General features: G+C 41.5%; 17 protein-coding genes. 1 reads left to right on the top strand and 16 read right to left on the bottom strand.

Going from position 1 to position 17036, the window contains the following annotated elements:
* Nucleotides 1–7: 7 nt before the first annotated feature.
* The 9 genes from fsa to BMW45_RS19555 form a co-directional block, all read right to left on the bottom strand.
* The gene (gene fsa / locus BMW45_RS19595) at nucleotides 8–661 is read right to left on the bottom strand and encodes a fructose-6-phosphate aldolase (protein ID WP_092247930.1); all 654 of its coding nucleotides are present in this window, start codon (nucleotides 659–661) and stop codon (nucleotides 8–10) included.
* A 229-nt stretch (nucleotides 662–890) separates the two neighbouring features.
* Complete coding sequence (locus BMW45_RS19590) at nucleotides 891–2084, bottom strand: ROK family protein (protein WP_092247927.1); 1194 nt, start codon at nucleotides 2082–2084, stop codon at nucleotides 891–893.
* A 182-nt stretch (nucleotides 2085–2266) separates the two neighbouring features.
* Complete coding sequence (locus BMW45_RS19585) at nucleotides 2267–3007, bottom strand: sugar isomerase domain-containing protein (RefSeq protein ID WP_092247925.1); 741 nt, start codon at nucleotides 3005–3007, stop codon at nucleotides 2267–2269.
* Between the two features lie 3 nt (nucleotides 3008–3010).
* Nucleotides 3011–3742: a creatininase family protein gene (locus BMW45_RS19580; protein ID WP_207649112.1), complete on the bottom strand. Its 732-nt coding sequence runs from the start codon at nucleotides 3740–3742 to the stop codon at nucleotides 3011–3013.
* Between the two features lie 11 nt (nucleotides 3743–3753).
* On the bottom strand, nucleotides 3754–4743 hold the full coding sequence (locus tag BMW45_RS19575) for a phosphotriesterase family protein (protein ID WP_092247922.1): 990 nt from the start codon (nucleotides 4741–4743) through the stop codon (nucleotides 3754–3756).
* Nucleotides 4744–4836: 93 nt separating this feature from the next.
* A complete protein-coding gene (locus BMW45_RS19570) occupies nucleotides 4837–6132 on the bottom strand; it encodes a PTS ascorbate transporter subunit IIC (RefSeq protein WP_025232264.1) in 1296 nt (431 codons plus the stop codon).
* A gap of 23 nt (nucleotides 6133–6155) precedes the next feature.
* Nucleotides 6156–6428, bottom strand: a complete 273-nt coding sequence (locus BMW45_RS19565; protein ID WP_242883172.1) for a PTS sugar transporter subunit IIB — start codon at nucleotides 6426–6428, stop codon at nucleotides 6156–6158.
* Nucleotides 6429–6443: 15 nt separating this feature from the next.
* Nucleotides 6444–6878, bottom strand: coding sequence for a PTS sugar transporter subunit IIA (locus BMW45_RS19560; protein ID WP_092247915.1), 435 nt, complete (start codon nucleotides 6876–6878; stop codon nucleotides 6444–6446).
* A gap of 9 nt (nucleotides 6879–6887) precedes the next feature.
* Nucleotides 6888–8984, bottom strand: a complete 2097-nt coding sequence (locus BMW45_RS19555; RefSeq protein WP_092247912.1) for a BglG family transcription antiterminator — start codon at nucleotides 8982–8984, stop codon at nucleotides 6888–6890.
* Nucleotides 8985–9360: 376 nt separating this feature from the next.
* Here BMW45_RS19555 and BMW45_RS19550 point away from each other — a divergent pair, with 376 nt between their 5' ends.
* Nucleotides 9361–9627, top strand: coding sequence for a hypothetical protein (locus tag BMW45_RS19550; protein WP_092247909.1), 267 nt, complete (start codon nucleotides 9361–9363; stop codon nucleotides 9625–9627).
* A gap of 204 nt (nucleotides 9628–9831) precedes the next feature.
* Here the strand turns inward: BMW45_RS19550 and BMW45_RS19545 are convergent, their stop codons facing one another.
* The 7 genes from BMW45_RS19545 to BMW45_RS19515 form a co-directional block, all read right to left on the bottom strand.
* On the bottom strand, nucleotides 9832–10014 hold the full coding sequence (locus BMW45_RS19545; protein WP_092247905.1) for a hypothetical protein: 183 nt from the start codon (nucleotides 10012–10014) through the stop codon (nucleotides 9832–9834).
* Nucleotides 10015–10169: 155 nt separating this feature from the next.
* A complete protein-coding gene (locus BMW45_RS19540; RefSeq protein WP_092247902.1) occupies nucleotides 10170–11486 on the bottom strand; it encodes a LysM peptidoglycan-binding domain-containing protein in 1317 nt (438 codons plus the stop codon).
* A gap of 167 nt (nucleotides 11487–11653) precedes the next feature.
* The gene (locus BMW45_RS19535; RefSeq protein WP_092247899.1) at nucleotides 11654–12220 is read right to left on the bottom strand and encodes a flavodoxin family protein; all 567 of its coding nucleotides are present in this window, start codon (nucleotides 12218–12220) and stop codon (nucleotides 11654–11656) included.
* Nucleotides 12221–12234: 14 nt separating this feature from the next.
* The gene (locus BMW45_RS19530; protein WP_092247896.1) at nucleotides 12235–12771 is read right to left on the bottom strand and encodes a flavodoxin family protein; all 537 of its coding nucleotides are present in this window, start codon (nucleotides 12769–12771) and stop codon (nucleotides 12235–12237) included.
* Nucleotides 12772–12937: 166 nt separating this feature from the next.
* Nucleotides 12938–13840: a glycyl-radical enzyme activating protein gene (locus BMW45_RS19525; RefSeq protein WP_092247893.1), complete on the bottom strand. Its 903-nt coding sequence runs from the start codon at nucleotides 13838–13840 to the stop codon at nucleotides 12938–12940.
* Nucleotides 13833–16103, bottom strand: a complete 2271-nt coding sequence (locus BMW45_RS19520) for a pyruvate formate lyase family protein (protein WP_092247890.1) — start codon at nucleotides 16101–16103, stop codon at nucleotides 13833–13835. The genes BMW45_RS19525 and BMW45_RS19520 overlap by 8 nt, the downstream gene beginning before the upstream one ends.
* A 155-nt stretch (nucleotides 16104–16258) precedes the next feature.
* The gene (locus tag BMW45_RS19515; RefSeq protein WP_092247887.1) at nucleotides 16259–17023 is read right to left on the bottom strand and encodes a DeoR/GlpR family DNA-binding transcription regulator; all 765 of its coding nucleotides are present in this window, start codon (nucleotides 17021–17023) and stop codon (nucleotides 16259–16261) included.
* Nucleotides 17024–17036: the final 13 nt, after the last annotated feature.

Raw genomic sequence — 17036 nt, 5'->3', positions numbered from 1 at the left:
TCCCAGCTTACTCTCCAAAGACAGCACGATAATCCGCCTGGAATTTTTCAATTCCCTGATCAGTCAGCGGATGTTTTGTCATCTGCTCCAATACACCGTATGGAACCGTGGCGATATCCGCCCCTGCAAGTGCACAGTCAATCACATGAATCGGATTCCTCACACTGGCGGCAATGATCTCCGTTTCAATCCCTGAGATACGGAATATATCAGCAATCATTCTGATTAAGTCCATTCCTGGCTGAGAGATATCATCGAGACGCCCCAGAAATGGGGATACATAAGTAGCACCCGCGCGTGCTGCTAAAAGTGCCTGGTTCGCACTGAAAATCAGAGTCACATTGGTTTTGATTCCCTCTGCAGTCAAAACCTTCACCGCTTTTAAGCCTTCGACAGTCATTGGAATTTTAACAACCATGTTGGGATGGATTGCCGCAATTTCGCGCCCTTCTTCGATCATTCCTTTGGCATCTGTCGTCGTAGCTTTTACTTCCCCGCTGATTGGTCCGTCTACAATTGAAGTGATCTCCTTGATTACTTCCACAAAATCTCTGCCTTCCTTTGCAATCAGTGACGGGTTCGTCGTTACCCCGCAGATAATCCCCATATCATTTACCTTTTTGATATCCTCTACCTTTGCTGTGTCAACAAAAAATTTCATTTTCTTTCCCCTTTCATTGGCCTTAATATTATTTTCATTTTATGTATTAATTCATTTAATTAATATATCCTATTAAACAATAACATTTTTTGCAAAATTGTCAATAGGTTATTTGTATTTTCATATCTTTTCTTTCTGAATCGGCAAACAAAAAAACAGCACCAAAGTCATCTTTCGCGCAAACGTTCCATGACCTTAATGCTGCTTCAGCATAATTCAATATTCAGTTCTATATAAACTGTCCCGGACTGTCAAAGACCCTGTCAATCGCCACGATCGCCGCACCGGTCAGGATGGGATCCCCCTGGTATGCACTGATGGAAAGCGTAAGCTCGTCCCAGACATCCGGCAAGATTCCCTTTTGCACCGTCTCCCGCACAGTCTGTTCCATTAATTCCGGATTCGGACGTGCCATATCATCACCGATAATAATCCGGTCCGGGTTAATCACATTGATAATGTTTATGATCCCGATGCCAAGGCTCTCGCATGCCCTGCGGTAATGCTCTGTATCGGTTGTATCACCGTTTCTGATCTGCTGCTCCAAATCCTCAAAATTACAGCCTTCCATACCGGCACGCTCCCCATACACCGCTTTTACAAGTTCCAGTGAAGAGGCATAGCGTTCCAGGCAGCCCCTGTTTCCGCAGGCACATGGTTTCCCATTTCTGTCTATCGTCATATGTCCAATCTCACCTGCCGTCCCCAGCGCCCCTTCGTAGATTCTGCCATTCATCACAATTCCTGCGCCAATCCCCTGACCGGCGGCAATGTAAACAAGAATGTCATCATGATAGGCCTCCTTCAAATCCCACATATGGGCATAGGCTCCGGCATTGGCGTTGTGTTCCAGGAACACCGGGATATCCATCTCCCGGTCAAAAAACGCCTTCAACTCGATATCTTTCCATATATCCGCACCCGTTATTAACGCAATACGGCTTTTTTTCGCTATAAATGGTCCTGGCACTGCAAGCCCCGCGGCCAGCACAGAGTCCTTTCCATACTGCTGAATCAACAGGCGCATCCGCCCCACAATCTGATTTAAGATTTCTTCCGCACCGGGCTGCTCATCCGGCTCAAAATCCACGCGCTCTTTCACAATCTGCTTGCCTGTCAAATCAAATAGTCCCACGCTGTAATGCTTTCTCGCAAGCCGCACGCCGATGACACGGTAGCCGTCAGGATTGATGGACACTCCAATCGACCGGCGCCCTTTGCTGCCATTTAAGAAACCAACCTCCTTAACGATTCCCCAGTTTAAGAAATCTTTCATGATGTTAGTCACAGTCGCCTGTTTAAGCCCCGTAAGTGCTGCAAGATGCGCTCTGGAGCATACGCCTTCTCTTCTTAAACTTTTCAAAAGGAGAGACCGATTCATCTCCTGTGTCACGTCCTGGTTAATTCCCCGGTTCTGATTCATTTCCGTCTTCCTCGCCGCTCTATAATATGCATCAGATATAGTTTCTGTCAGCTTTTCATATTATATCATGTTTTTTTAACAAACGTCAAATAATCGTTTTTCTTTCTATTTTCCCAATAAAAACTGCTGCAGGCATAAACAAATCAACCCGCAGCAGTTCTCTTTATCTTAAATTACTCCCTTTATAAATAATGGATACAGTCTTTGTATTCTTCAAAAATCTTATTGTTGATCTCGTCTCCCCCATCCGCATTTGCACTGTGAAGGACAGGCGGCTGAATTCCTCTTTCAGCCAGAATTTCAGCAGCCCTGACGGAAATGCCATTGACAATGGATGCTCCGATTACCGTGGATGTGGCTCCTGCCTTTTCGTGGATTCCTTTGATTTCAACACAGCCGTCCCCAAACTCTCCCCCATTGTCTATGCAGATGTCACACAGTTCAAAAAGTCTTTTTCCGCTGCTGTGGCGGGAAGTGTTCTTCTCAGAATATGCCAGATTGGTAATTCCGATGACGGTCATATTCATGGCTTTGGCTTCCAGAGCCATTTCCACAATTCCTGCATTCCTTCCGGAAACTGAATGAATGAGAATCACATCTCCATCTTTTGCACTGGACTCTTCAAGAAGAGCCTTTGACTGGCCTTCCAGCCTTTCAAATCTGCTTGTCAGAGTAACCGGGCGGACATTGAGCATAAGAGATGGATTAAACAGAGGATTGATCACTGCCAGGCCTCCGGCACGGTAAAACATTTCCTCTGATAGAATAGCTCCATGGGAGCAGCCAAACACATAGATGGAACGCTTTTGCCCGATTGCATCTGCAAGGCACTTTGCAGCGGCTTCCATAGCCTCTCCCTGGCTTTCCTGTACGGAATCCAGAATCCGTTCAATGTTATTAAAATAAGTCTTAATACCGTTCATGAATCACCTCTCCTTTGCTTTTTCGATGAGAGAAACCATTCGGTCCAAAACATATTCGATGACTTTACGGCCTTTCTCCTCTGTTGCATCTTTTGCATTCCCCATAACCGCGGTCTCAGTAAATTCACTCCACCGGATAGGCGTTACGTCTATGAGCTCAGGTACCAGCGGGGTTTCATTGACAGCTTTAGACATGTCCACATGTTCCTTGCACAGATACAGCATATAAGAAGTTTCAATTTCATCTGCATGGAAAAATCCGCCGTGAAAATTGCCTGCTCCCATCACTTCTCCCAGAATTTCTCCTGCGCCGGGGTAGGTGAAATACAGGATCTTAAAGTCCGGTCTTTCTTTCAAAGCCTTCCTGGCTGCCTCTTTTATGGCACCGTTATTTCCCAGATGGGTATTGATCACAACAGCCATACGGAATCCATTACGTTCTGTTTCCAACAGGATTTCACAGAGCAGCTGTGTTAACAGCTCATTGCTGATACTGACGGATCCTTTCATTTCTCCCAGACTCCAAACCTGGGTGTAATGAATCACAGGAAGAATCAGGGAAGGAACCCGCTCAGAAAGCTTTTCACACAGCTTTTCAGCAAGAAAGGAATCCGTACCTATGGGCAGGTGTGGGCCATGGACTTCCACAGTTCCTAAGGGGAGCAGTGCGATATCATGGGTTGGAATTAAGTCTCTGATTGATACCCCATCCAGTTCATTCATTTTATTGTTCATTTTCTCCCCTCCTATCGAAAGGAAAAGCATCGTTTGGGGTTGTCTGCCAGGAATTTATCTGCCAAAGTCCTTCCATCTAAGCCTGATGCATCTGCTTCCTCTATGAATCTGGGAATCCACTTGTCTAATATAAATTTCAAACCGATTCCGTAGCTGTAATTCCTGTAATAGGATTTTCTGGCAAGATCATGGCTGATCAAAAGGTGATCTTCATATCCTCTTTTACACAGCTCCAAAATTACATGAATCCTTGCAGACTCCGGTGCATATTTTATTTTCCCAAGTCCGTCAAAGCTTAAAAATCCTCCGTGGGACAAAATCTTCTCATAATAATATAAATCCAGGTTCCGGTCCATATGCCCAAAGGAAACGCGGCTGATGTCCACCTTTTCCCTCTCCAGAATCTCAATCTGCTCCAGCGCCATGGTTCCTGCTTCTGTATGAAGATGAACAGGGGCCTTGGTCTCATGATGGGCTGCTGCGATCGCAACAATGGTCTTGACCTCTAAGGGATTAATGCTGTTATAGCCCGTACCGGTTTTTACCTGCCCTGCTTTATAAGGGGTTCCTTCCAACCCTACTTCGACTTCACGGATTACGTGATCCGTTAGCTGATCAACGGTTGCCTGTTCCATCCACTCCTGATAAGTATGATAATTTCCTACAATAGGAATTAAATGCTCCGGCAGCTTTGCAGCCCATAAAAAGGACTTGTTAAACCCTGCGGTTGCAATGATTTGAATATCCAGCTCTTTCGCCAGTTCTGCAACTCCGGAAACATTTCTTCCATAATCAATGGCGGTGGCATCCACTATTGTACGGCCGCCTAATTCTTTAAAATCCTGCATATCCCCTTTTGTTTTTTCAGGATCATCAAGAAGCAGGTCATCTGCATTTCTCTCCTTCCAATAAGGCGGTACGCATAACAAATGTTCATGGGAATAGGTAATTCCCATTTCCACCGGTGAAATATCACCGAAAATCGTTCTGACAAAACTCATGATAAATCCTCCTGTCTGTCCGTGAATTCTACGGGAAAGCATAGCCGTAAGTTTTTTGAAAAACTCCGGCTATGCAGGTAAAATCATATTTTTTTAGAATAAGAAGCCGGCAATGAACCGGATAATCGGCCCAATGATAAACATATCGGAATCAGCAGCCCACATAACTACATCTGGAACAGTCGTTGGTGCCAGGAACGTAACCATGACATACTGGCCGATTGCAATGATTGTTGCCGTAATAACACCTGCAAACAGTGCTCCTCTGATTCCACCTGTTTTATTGCCAAAAACTCCTGCTGTTCCAGCATGGAAGAAAATAGCAATCATAGTGGGAACAAACACATAACCTACGGTATTTCCTAAAACTACAAGCCAGATTAAGCTTGCCACAAATGCTCCAAGGAATCCGATAATAACCGCATTGGGCGCATAGGGATAAACAATGGGTGCATCAAGGGCAGGTATTGCACCTGGAACGATTTTCGTAGCAATTCCCTTAAAAGCAGGTACCATTTCACCAATAAACATGCGGACTCCGAAAAGTACCACCGCAATACCGCCTGCAAATTGTAAACTGGTTAATATGGAGTATATGATAAAGCTTGTATCTCCTGAGGTTACAAGAATTTCTCTGGCACCCTCTGTATTTTTGATCATAAGAAGGATGGTACCAATGATGAACAAAACTGCCATCGTAATTCCGGTAACAATGTTGGAATCCCTTAAAAATCCCCATTTATCAGAGATAACCAGGTCTTCTGTGCTCTTGTCCTTATTTCCCACAAATTTGCCTGCCACTGCACCTAAAAATGCAACAGAAGCTGATGTATGTCCCAGTGCCACACTGTCATTTCCCGTGATTTTTCTTAAGAAAGGCTGTGTCAAAGCAGGCTGTAATGTCCAGTAAACGCCCAATACAATTGATAAAAATACAGTTACTGCAAATGTATTTGCATTGATATTCTGATCAAAAATGATTCCTGCAAAAATAAGAGAAGTCCAGAACATCATATGACCAGTTAAATAGATATACTTAAATTTTGTAATCCGTGCCAGAAGTACATTGATCAGAAATCCAAATGTCATTGAAAGGGTAACTACGGTACCGAATCTTTGAACAAAATCATTCTGTCCCATATATTTGCCAAGACTCTGTGCTTCCAGTCCAAACACCTCAGCCCACATAGGCTGGAAAACGTTCAGAGAGGAAACCACAATTCCTGAACCAATTCCGATAATCTGAAAACCGATAATCGCTTTAATCGTTCCCTGAACCGTCTGGCTGAATGACTTCTTTTGGAGAATCAACCCCAACATAACGATAATTCCTAATAAAAAGCCGGCATTCCCAAAAATATTAGTTGCAATCCAATTTACTACTGCCATACCTAAACCTCCTCCGTTTGTAATTAGAAAACATGGTTCTCCTTTAACACTCTTTTAATTTCTTCTTTGTCGATAAAATTTTCAAGAATAATTACTTTTCCCCTTGGATTTTGAAGTGACTGTGCAATTTCTTTTGTTGTAACAATGAAATCACACGCTTCGCCGCTTGCTGCAGAAGCATCGCTGTGTTCCACCTCCGCTTTCACTCCCTCTGCCTTAAACACATCCTCAATATTCATCCGAAGGATAAGAGAGGACCCCATACCCAATCCACAAACTGCTAATACTTTCATCATTTTCGTCTCCTTTGCTTAATTATTGTTTATGATTGACATGACCTCATCAGCTGTCACGCACTGATACAACCTGTCTATCACATGTTCCTTTCCTAAAAGTCCGGCTATTTTCGTCATAAACTCAAGATGTTCATCATCGCTGCTGGTTGCAAGTGCCATAATCAGCTTCACCGGATCGTTGCTGCTTCCAAAAGAAACCGGATTTTCAAGGGTAATTAAGGATATTCCGGATTGAATGACTCCATCCTCCGGCCTTGCATGAGGCATTGCAAAACCAGGTGCAATGGCAAAATAAGGGCCGTTCTTTTCGAAGTTTTTCAGCATCGCATCAATATACTCTTTCCTGATATACCCCTGATGAAGAAGCACCTGCCCGGCTTTTATAATCCCCTCCTGTGCGTCAGAGGCATCAAGCCTTAATGCTATACATTTTTCATTGATAATACTCATTTCATTCACCTACTTTAATTTTTTTATATAATCCAATAGCTGGCTTGGTGTTTCCACCTTTTTTTTATAGTCCAGGAAGGACTGGTTCTCGCTTAATTCCATGAGAGCCGTCAGTGCTGTTGTATAATCATTGCCTGCAACATTACAGAAACTGATAACCGTATCAATCTCTTTCCCATTATCAAATACTACCGGCTTTTTTAGTGTAATCAGGCTGAATGCGGTCTTTTTCACATTATTCTTATTTCTGGCGTGAGGCAGGGCAATTCCATTGCCTATGGTGATATAAGAACCGAACTCTTTGATATTATTGATCATATCTTCCACATAAGACTGCAAAACACAATCCGTCCCTACCAGAAGACCGCCAGCCGCATCAATGGCTTCCTGCCAGTTTTTATAAGTTTGATTGACAAGGATCCTGCATTCTGGCAGATACTTTAATAAAATCTCATATTTAGAATGTTTCAAATCTCTGATTCCATTTAATTCCTTTAGTGCTTTTTCTAAACGGGGACGATTGGTTATCACTGCATTCTGCTCTATTAACTGCATCAGCGTGGATAAATCATTGCCCACGCGGACCATTCCTGCTTTTATCAAAGCTTCTGCATCCTGCTCTGTAAGCAGCGGATTCACCTCCACCACATTGCTGACTGTATTTATCTTTACAGGGACAGTTGATACGAATAAATCGATATTCTTATTATCCGCATAAGTGTCCAGCCTATAATAAGGAATTACATCTTCGATCAACACATCAAACTTCTGCATGATTTTATTTTTCACCATTTGGGCGGTTCCAAAGCCCAAACCACAGATAAGAACAATCCTGCGGACCCGTTTCTTCTGTTTGTGGACCTGGGAAATGATATTCTCTATCAACAAGGTGAAATATCCGATATCATCTTGTGAAAATTTCTTTTCCAGATAATTTTCAAGCCCTTCTAAACTGCTCTCAACATCATGAAATGCCTCCCCGTATTCTTCTTTTATGTCCTGAAGAATTGGATTCTGAATATAAATGTTTCTCCTTACTCTCTCCACCGCTGCATAGAAATGGTTGTAGAGCATATCCAATGCTTCGTTTAAGCTGTATTCATTTATCAGTGACCCAAAAGACTGGTTTGTGTATTTCTGCAGCAAATCAGAAACCAGACGATGGATCCAGATCATACTTCCAATTAGCAGATATTGGTCTTTTTCATTGCTTTCTATGGAATAACCTTTGTTTAAAACAATGACAAATTTAAAAAATTCTTCACAGGGCAGTTTGATCTTTAAATGTTTCTCACAGGAACTGCTGATGACTTCTGCCAGCTTTCTCCCTTCCAATCCTACGTATTCCTTTGCATCTGCTGAAACGTAATACCCGCTTCCTGTTCTGTAAAATACCAGAATCAGGTTCAGAACTGCCAGTATATAAATTTCATCATTCTGAATCACCGGCAAATATTCCCATATAGAGGATAGTAAAACCTCCGCTTTCTGTTCTGATTGATACTGGTTAAAAACCGCTTCGATCCATTCTCTTAAATAAGGATTGCAGTTGCGGATTGCAAGCTTCCTGTGTTTACTGTCCTGATTTGACAGGCCGCAGTATTTATAAAGAATATCCATGAGTGCTGAACGGATTACCGTTTCACTTCCATTTAACTCAATCCCCATTCTCTTATGGTTTACAAGTTCCAGACCGTATTTCCCGCATTCTTCCTTAACTACTGCAAGGGATTTCTTTACCGTAGATTTACTCACAGCCAAATAGTCTGTAATTTCATCAATTGTATAGTGTAAATCAGCAAGATACCGGAAGAAAATAGTTTCACAGCGGTCTTCCTTCGAAAGGTAATACTGTTCTTTTGTAATATGATCCATAGTAAACTTCATGGATAGAGGGGCATTTTTTAGATAGCATCTCTTGTTGCCAAGTACGAAACAGGCCTGTTGGGAGTTTTCTTTCAGAAAACTATTGATTAAGTCGACTGCATATTTAAAAGAACGTTCCGTATATCCAAATCTCTCAATTAACTCTCTGTAAATAAACCCATCCTTCGATGAATTTACCAAATATAGAAGTTCGATTTCGCGCTTTCCGATTTGAAACATAGCTTAACTCCATTCTTTTAATAACCACTAGTTAATTTTATAATATAGGATAGTAATTTTAATGTAAAGGTCATCCTTGTGCTGTGTTTTTTACATCAAATACCCCAAATAAAATATCGTATTCCTCACTTTTTTGGCAATTTTACCCTGAATGATCAGTAACACCAAGATTCAATGATGACTTCCCCTGGTGCCGGCCTGCTATATATTGTTGGCAATGCGTCGATATTTTATGTTTGCGTCTTAGAGTAACTGGAGTTTGCTTATCCATGAATCAAAGAATTGAATGAAAGGACAATAGAGTACATTGGAATTTTTATATTGATAGTTAGCGTTCTTAAGAGTAATATGGTATAAAAAAGAAAGAAGGAATAAGATGATTACAATATTCAATCGAAAAGAGCTGATCAGCACTTATGACATGAAAAAGCAGGTAGAAGTTCGTGATTTACTGAATCAATTTAAAATCCCTTATTCTATCAATGTGATTAATAGAAAAAGCCCATCGTTATTTGGTGCCGGTTCCAGAGCAAGAACAGGAACGTTTGGTGAAAATTTGAAGTTGGAATATCAATATATTATTTTTGTCAGAAAGACGGATTATGAAAAGGCATATGCCGTTATAAATGGAAAAATCAAATAATGCATTATAAAACTGACAACAATCAATAATAAGCCAGTGGCAAAACAAGATGCCGTAATCTGCTGCGAGGTACTTCCGTACATTGCAGCCGGCAGCCGATTACGCTAATGCATAATTACTTTAAAGTATAGCAAAAGCGGCCCCAGGTGTTTTTTAAATTGCACTTAGAGCCGTTTTTATGAATATATCAATAGCAAAGAATGATTACCTATTATTCAGATATTTACATATGTTATCAATGGTTATATCTTTTTCATCTATATCTTCGGTTATATCCTCAATTAAATCCTTTGCCAGAAGATATTCTTTTTTAATCCGTTTTTCGTCCAGAGATATTACTGCTTGAGTAATTCCGGTATCAGAGACAGACGATGAATTTATTTTCAAACTTTTTGTTTCAATTTCTTTTAACTCTTTTTAATCTTGATTTAAATATCTTATTTTACTCTCACAAAAGAGACGATAGGGAATAGTTCTACCGTCTTTTTACATCGAAACAATTCTTTCATCTTAACCGTACCGACCTTGGGTACCGAATAATACTAAGCAAACACACACGATTGACAGTTAATCCCCGTAAGTCTCTCTATGTAATATCGAGTATTAATAATAAACCACATTTGGGTACTGAATCTCATAATCGTCCAAATAGATAACCCCTGGAGATCATACTCTTCTACCAATCCTGCTCTTGTGTCAAAACTTCTTGCATCTTTAAACCATACTAAATGCAGAGATTCATCACTATCCGTATAGAAGAAATAAGGTGACTGTGCTTCTACATTAAATTGTATTGTTATACCATTTTCCGCTGCTATTTCTATCGCACGATCATAACTTATAGCAGCGGCTTCTGTGACGCCAGGAACATAAGGAAGTATCCAATCATAACCTAGAGTGGTGATTCCGAATAAAATTTTTTCAGGGGGAATAATTCTAACTGCATAATCTAACAATTCTCTTAAAACATTAACCGGGAATATTGAATTTGGATAGCTATATGACAATGCCCAATCATAAGATGAGAATATAATTCCATCTACTGATTCAGTTAATTTTCCATAATCTATTTTTTCAAAACTGACATTTGGAGCCTCAATATTCGCAATAGGCGTAATCGTAATCAGTATCTTATAACCCTCTGAATGAAATTTTTCAGAGGCTCTTCTCAAATATTCTGCAAAGCTATTTAAGTTCTCATAAGTGATGTTTTCAGCATATATATTAATACCACAAAAACCTTTCGCTTTCATTATGTTAAGAGCGTTATCAATAACACGATCCTGCACAGAAGGATCATTTAAAATATGATTGGTCACTTCCGGGGCGACTAATCCATCTTCCGATAAAGTGGAAACAAACATCAGGGGTGCAACACCATAAGTTTTAGCTAGATTGACAAGTTCAGTATCGTCCGCTTTGAAGATAATTTTTCCTTCAGTTGTAAACCTATAATTGAATATAGACAGAAAAGTTAAAAAAGGAAGTGTTTTTATTAAAATAGGTTTATCTATATAAGAAAAGGCATAGCCAATAGTTGTAATTGTTCTTGTTCTATTCGTTTGATAACTTATAACTATCGTTTCACCTTCGTACAAAAATTCTCTGTCGGAAAGATATGGATTGTTTCTTAATAACTCCATTGTCGTAGTATCATGCTGCTTTGCAATGCTCTCCAAGGTATCACCGGCCTTAACCGTATAAAGTGTTTCAGGCTGAACAATCACAATCGTTTGGCCTACTGCCAGGTTGCCAGGGTTTGTTAATCCGTTTTCCAATATTAATCTGTCAACAGGGATGTTATGATAATCTGATATTGAATAGATGGTATCACCGGGTTGGACAACATGTATGATCATGGCTTACCTCGCTGATCTTATTAATTCTATTATATGCCGCACCTACGTGTTCATAACTTTATGTCATAAATTGCCATAGTTATCCACCGTTTGACTTTGTAAGGTTTACTTTTCACTATCTGATTGTATCCTATTGTATTTCACTAACAATATTCTAAAATAATAAATCAATATTGCATATCAAAGCCTTCTGCCAACCGGACCGCATAAGTTTCTCCGGCCTTCTCTAATGTCGGAAGCATATAGCCTTCGTTATAGCGAATTACCGGAAGCCTGTCATAAGCCCTCATGCTCATATGCTTCAAAGTTTCCTCCATACTGTGCAGGCATTCTACTGCTCCCAGACCGGTACCTCCGGCACAGGCTACAAGAAGACATCTTTTGCCTGCTAAATATTTATTGTGTGCGGTCTCACATCTGCGCAGACGATCCAAGAATGCTTTCATACACTCGGTAATGTCATGCCAATAAACGGCTGATACAATTACAATGCCGTCTGCCTGAACCAGCTTTTCATAGGCAGCTGCAAAATCATCATTTATAATACACTCACCTTTTGTTCTGCAAATTCCCCAGCCTTTTCCACAGGCTTTGCAATGCTCCATTTTCATTTGATTCAGATGAATTTCTTCTGCTTCAAAACCTGCGTTTTTAATTCCTGTAATCACCCTATCTTTTGCAGCTGCTGTAAGTCCATTTTTATTAGGGGATGACCATACTACTATAATTGCCATAATCACATGCCTCCTTATAATCCGCGTCCAAGCTCATATGCCTGGTTCGGGTAATCCGTATTCTCAATATCAGACCGGCGGCGACAATCGTAAGCCAGAATCTTACCGCAGTCCTGCCAGCCAAGGTATTTGAGCGTAGTTTCGTAGGTTGCAGTAATACCATGTAATACCCACTCCTCTGGATATGCTGCAGTCACAATCAAAATCGCCTTTTTCCCCGTCCCTCGGATAAGGTTATTAATCCCATGATAACGGTCTATTGCCGCTTTCAACTGCGCGGAAACATTGTGATAATAAAGGGGTGTCACATAGGCTACCAGATCAGCTTCTATCAGTTTGGGGTAAAGTTCCAGCATATCATCCCGAAAAACGCAAGGATTCTTTCCATACTGACATTTGTCACAGCCAATACAGGGGTGAATCTTCTTAAAAGCAGTATCAAAGCGGAAAACCTCATGGCCTGCTTCAACAGTTCCTTTCATAAAATTCTCCGCCATTAATGCCGATGTACCATCCTTATGAGGACTTCCGGTTAAAACAACTATTTTCATACCTTTTAACCTCCATTGACTTTTTATACTCATTTTATCATTAACATAATGCATCAACAAGTACGCACCTTTAGTACATATACTCTACTTTAGTATAGTAACTACACCCAAGCATGCTAAAAAACAGGAAGGACCTCATATCATGTTCCTTCCTGTTTTTTTGCTTCTATCCTCCGATTCTGGATTCCAACCCAATCTTCAATGCATATTGGTGATATTCCTCTAAATCTTCTTCATGAAGCATTTTATCAGTCATCTGGTAAACTCTTCCCAATTTCTCGTATTTCGCTTTTCCAAGTGTGTGATAAGGAAGAAGGTTTACGCGTTTAACTCCCAGTTGCTGTAAGTATTCCAAAGTCTTTTTTATTAATGCGGAATCAAAGTTGAATCCAGGAATAATCGGCATGCGCACCGTTAACTTATCTGGACACATCTCTACCAGATATATCAGGTTATCTTTAATCTGTCTCCCATTTCCTCCTGTAACCCTTTTAAGCACTTCGTCATCCAGATGTTTAAAATCGTAGAGAAAATGGTCGATATAGGGTTCCGCAGTCTGCAGGGCTTTTAAAGAATAATTCCCTGTAGTTTCTACTGCCGTATTCAATCCCCTTTCCTTACTTGCTTTGAGAATGGCGATCAGCCCCTCCAGCTGTACAAAGGGCTCCCCTCCGCTGACCGTGATTCCCCCGCCGTCGGAATTATCATAGTAATCCTTATCCTTCATCACTTCTTCCATGATGAAATCCAGTTCCATATCTTTTCCAAAAAATTCAATTGCATTCTGCATACAATTTTTCTCACAGGCCAGGCAATCGGTACATAAGTTCCTGTTATAATGGAACGTTCCGTTGTCATCAAAGGTAATAGCCTTAGTCCCGCATCCCTTTTCGCATGAACGGCACCCGATACACTTCGACTCGTTGTATAACAGTTCCGGATAAGATGTCTGTGTCTCTGGATTGGCGCACCATGGACAGTACAGGGGGCATCCTTTTAAGAAAACGGTGGTACGGATTCCCGGCCCGTCATGGGTCGCAAAGCGTTCAATATTGGTCACTCTAATCATACAATGCCCTGCTCAGCAATTCTTCCTGGATATCCTTTGTCAGATTCACAAAGACCGCACTGTAACCGGCCACCCGTACAATTAAATCCGGATAATTCTCTGGATTCTTTTGTGCATCCTCAAGAACGCCATAGTCCACCACCGTTACCATGAGCTGGCAGCCCCCTTTCTTAAAGTATGTATCAAACAGCATCTTAACTTTTTTTCTGTCTTTATTGAACATACGGGGCGTAAATTTGATATTCTGCACGCTTCCCCCATGATATTTTGCCTGGAACTTAACCAGGGAATTCAAGCAGGCGGTAGGCCCGTTTTTAGCCGCTCCGCCCTGGGGATTATTAGCTGGATTCAAATAAACACCTGTTTTCCTTCCGTCCAGGCTGGCAGATGTCCCATGGCCCCAATCTGTATTTGTCTGGTTATTTGAAATAACAATCAGAAAATATCCCATGCCATAATCAATCCCCTTCTGGCGGATCCCTTTGGCTACAAATTCAAATAAATCATTTGCGAGATTATCGCATTCCGTTTTGTCATTGCCGTATTTATCCTGATCCAATAAATCTTTTCGAATCCTCTCATATCCTTCAAAATTGGCAAGCTGTGCCTGGTGCAATTCACTGAGACTATATTTTTTATCGATATACACCAGCTTTTTAATCGCCCAGAGTGAATCGCTGGAATTGATGTTACCGTATGTTTCATTGGTTCCGCCAAGGATTTCCACTCCTCCATCCAGCCCTGCTTTCCCTCTATTGATACAATCATCCATTAAAACGGAAGTAAACAGAAAGGAGACTTTTTCATTCATGATCTCGTAAGAACGGTATTGAGCCTGTATGCTTAAATCAAAGTAATAATTCAACAACTCCTTATATTTATCAAACAGTTCGTCATAGGTTTTGAACTGGGAACATTCCGGAATCTCCACGGGTCCGCTTTTTCTTTTCCCGTCCGTAGGGTCTATTCCGCCGTTTAAGGTAATATTAAGGATTTTTAAAAGGTTCAGTAAAATATTCGGTGTCCCTACGCTCTTACCCTGAATGACAAATTCACCGCATCCAAATGGAACGTACTGTTCAGCGATCTCCCGATTCACACGCATGGAATACATAACAGCAGGTACATTCACATCATCATTGTATAAAGTCGGGTAAGTAGCACCGCTTCCGATACAATCATAGGCCATATCCATTATGTACTCTGGGGTATCCTTGCTAAAGCGCAGGGTAAACTGGGGTTCTACATAACGAGTGTCCTTACACACCCTCATACAGATACGGGCAAATGTATCTGCTTCTTTCGGATGTTCCCGACCTACACCGCCTACTATAATACGCCCGTTAACCGTGGTACGCCTGTTCTCAATCATCTTCCACAAGGATTTCAGATACCGGTAAGACTCTTCTTCATCAATCAAGCCATGATCCAGATCATGCTGTAAAAATGGTCCCAGCACGTCATCCAGCCGCCCATAGTTAATTACTCCGGCACAAAGAGCGTAAATCCAAAACAACTGCAAAGCCTGGTGGAACGTGCGGGGTTTGTTCTTCTTAATATACCGCAAATCATTTTCCATTAGTTCCAAATCTTTCAAACGGGACTGGTCTGCACCGGTTCTTGCTTCTCTCACCAGCTCCATCTGACGTTCCATTACCTCCTGCAAAAGACAAAGGCTTTCATAACTGCATTCCAGGAATTCATTCTGTTCTTTTGAACGGATCAGTTCTTTTAAGCCTTCCACTCCATATTCCATCAGCTTTTTATAATTCAACATCATACCCGACAACCTGGCTGTTGCCATCAGAGGATAGGAGCAATCAATAAACCTTCCCACGGTATCCTCTGTCAATACCTCCTGACAGTAAATTGCTTTCGTATCGTGTTCCTGCCAGTAATCGTAAAGCGTATCAACTCTTGCTTTTTCTTCTTCGGTCGACAGCGTTTCTTTAAATGCCCTCAGCTTATGGAATACGCAGTAATGGCCTACGCCTCCGATACTTGTTACGCTGCCAAAACCAATGGGCAAAAAATCAAGTCTGCCTGCCAGCAGATCATCACTTTCAATCGAACGGAAGAGAACCGGGTATATTGCTTTCAGGCAATTAATCTCTCTTCTCGCCTTATCCAGTCCCTCACTGTTTCTATGCGCCTCTGTATAGGCTTCCATAATAGACAACTGCTCCCGCGGTGTTTTTTCACTGGGAATTGGGATTGACACCTCTACGTTCTGAGCGCCGTCAATGTTAATTTTCTTTTTCACTGCAGAATCTCCTCCTCTATCGAATATTACTTGAAAAATCACTTATGTTCTTTAGCTTTCCTCTTACTGCCCCGTTCTGCAGTCCTGTTCCGGTTCTGCACTTTTAGTAAAAAAAAGAGGGCGCTTAACTGCGTCCCCTTTTCTTCCAATGTATTCTAACTGAGACAAACGGTAAAATTATCCGGTGCCTCACCTGTGTCAGGGAGACGATTGACATACACGTTTGTAAAATCCTCCAGACTTGCCCATGAGAACATTGCCTTAATATGATACTTGGAGTCATCGATCAGGAGATGATTGTTCTGGCTCTTCTTCATGATCTCCTTTTTCATCGTCCCAATCTCCATGTCGAAAATGTAAACCTCGCCGCTTTCCATATTAACCCCATTGGTACTGAAAAAAGAATGGTCAAAATTAAAATTCCGAATCATATCCACAGCCATGGATCCTGTACTCAGATCATAATCTGGCGAAAAACGACCACCCAGCAGATAGATATCCCCTTTGTACGTAATGGGAATCTTTTTGATTAAGTAAATGCTTGGAGTTACAATCTTTACATGGTGCGCAAGCAGCTGCGGCAGCAGGTAAACAGGGGTGGTGCCGGAGTCCACATAAACGCAGTCCCCGTCCTTTACATTCGTGACAGCCCGCTGGCAGACAATCTCCTTTGCCTCGGCACACAGACTCTCCTTGTTCACGGTAGGAACTTCGTTGAATACCGTCAGTGTAGAAGAAACCTCTCTGCACATAGCTCCACCCCGCTCCCTGCTGACCAGCCCCTGTTCCTCCAGTTCAATCAAATCCCGGGTTACCGTGGATTTTGACACATTTAACTGTTCCATCAGTTCCTTTATGGTTACAAAAGACTGTTCTTTTACGATACTCATGATATGATAAAGCCTTTGCTGTGATAGCATAACGTCACCTCCT

This window comes from Lacrimispora sphenoides (genome assembly GCF_900105215.1).
In the GTDB taxonomy this organism is placed as follows: domain Bacteria; phylum Bacillota; class Clostridia; order Lachnospirales; family Lachnospiraceae; genus Lacrimispora; species Lacrimispora sphenoides_A.
This window is presented reverse-complemented; position numbering and strand designations above follow the sequence as displayed.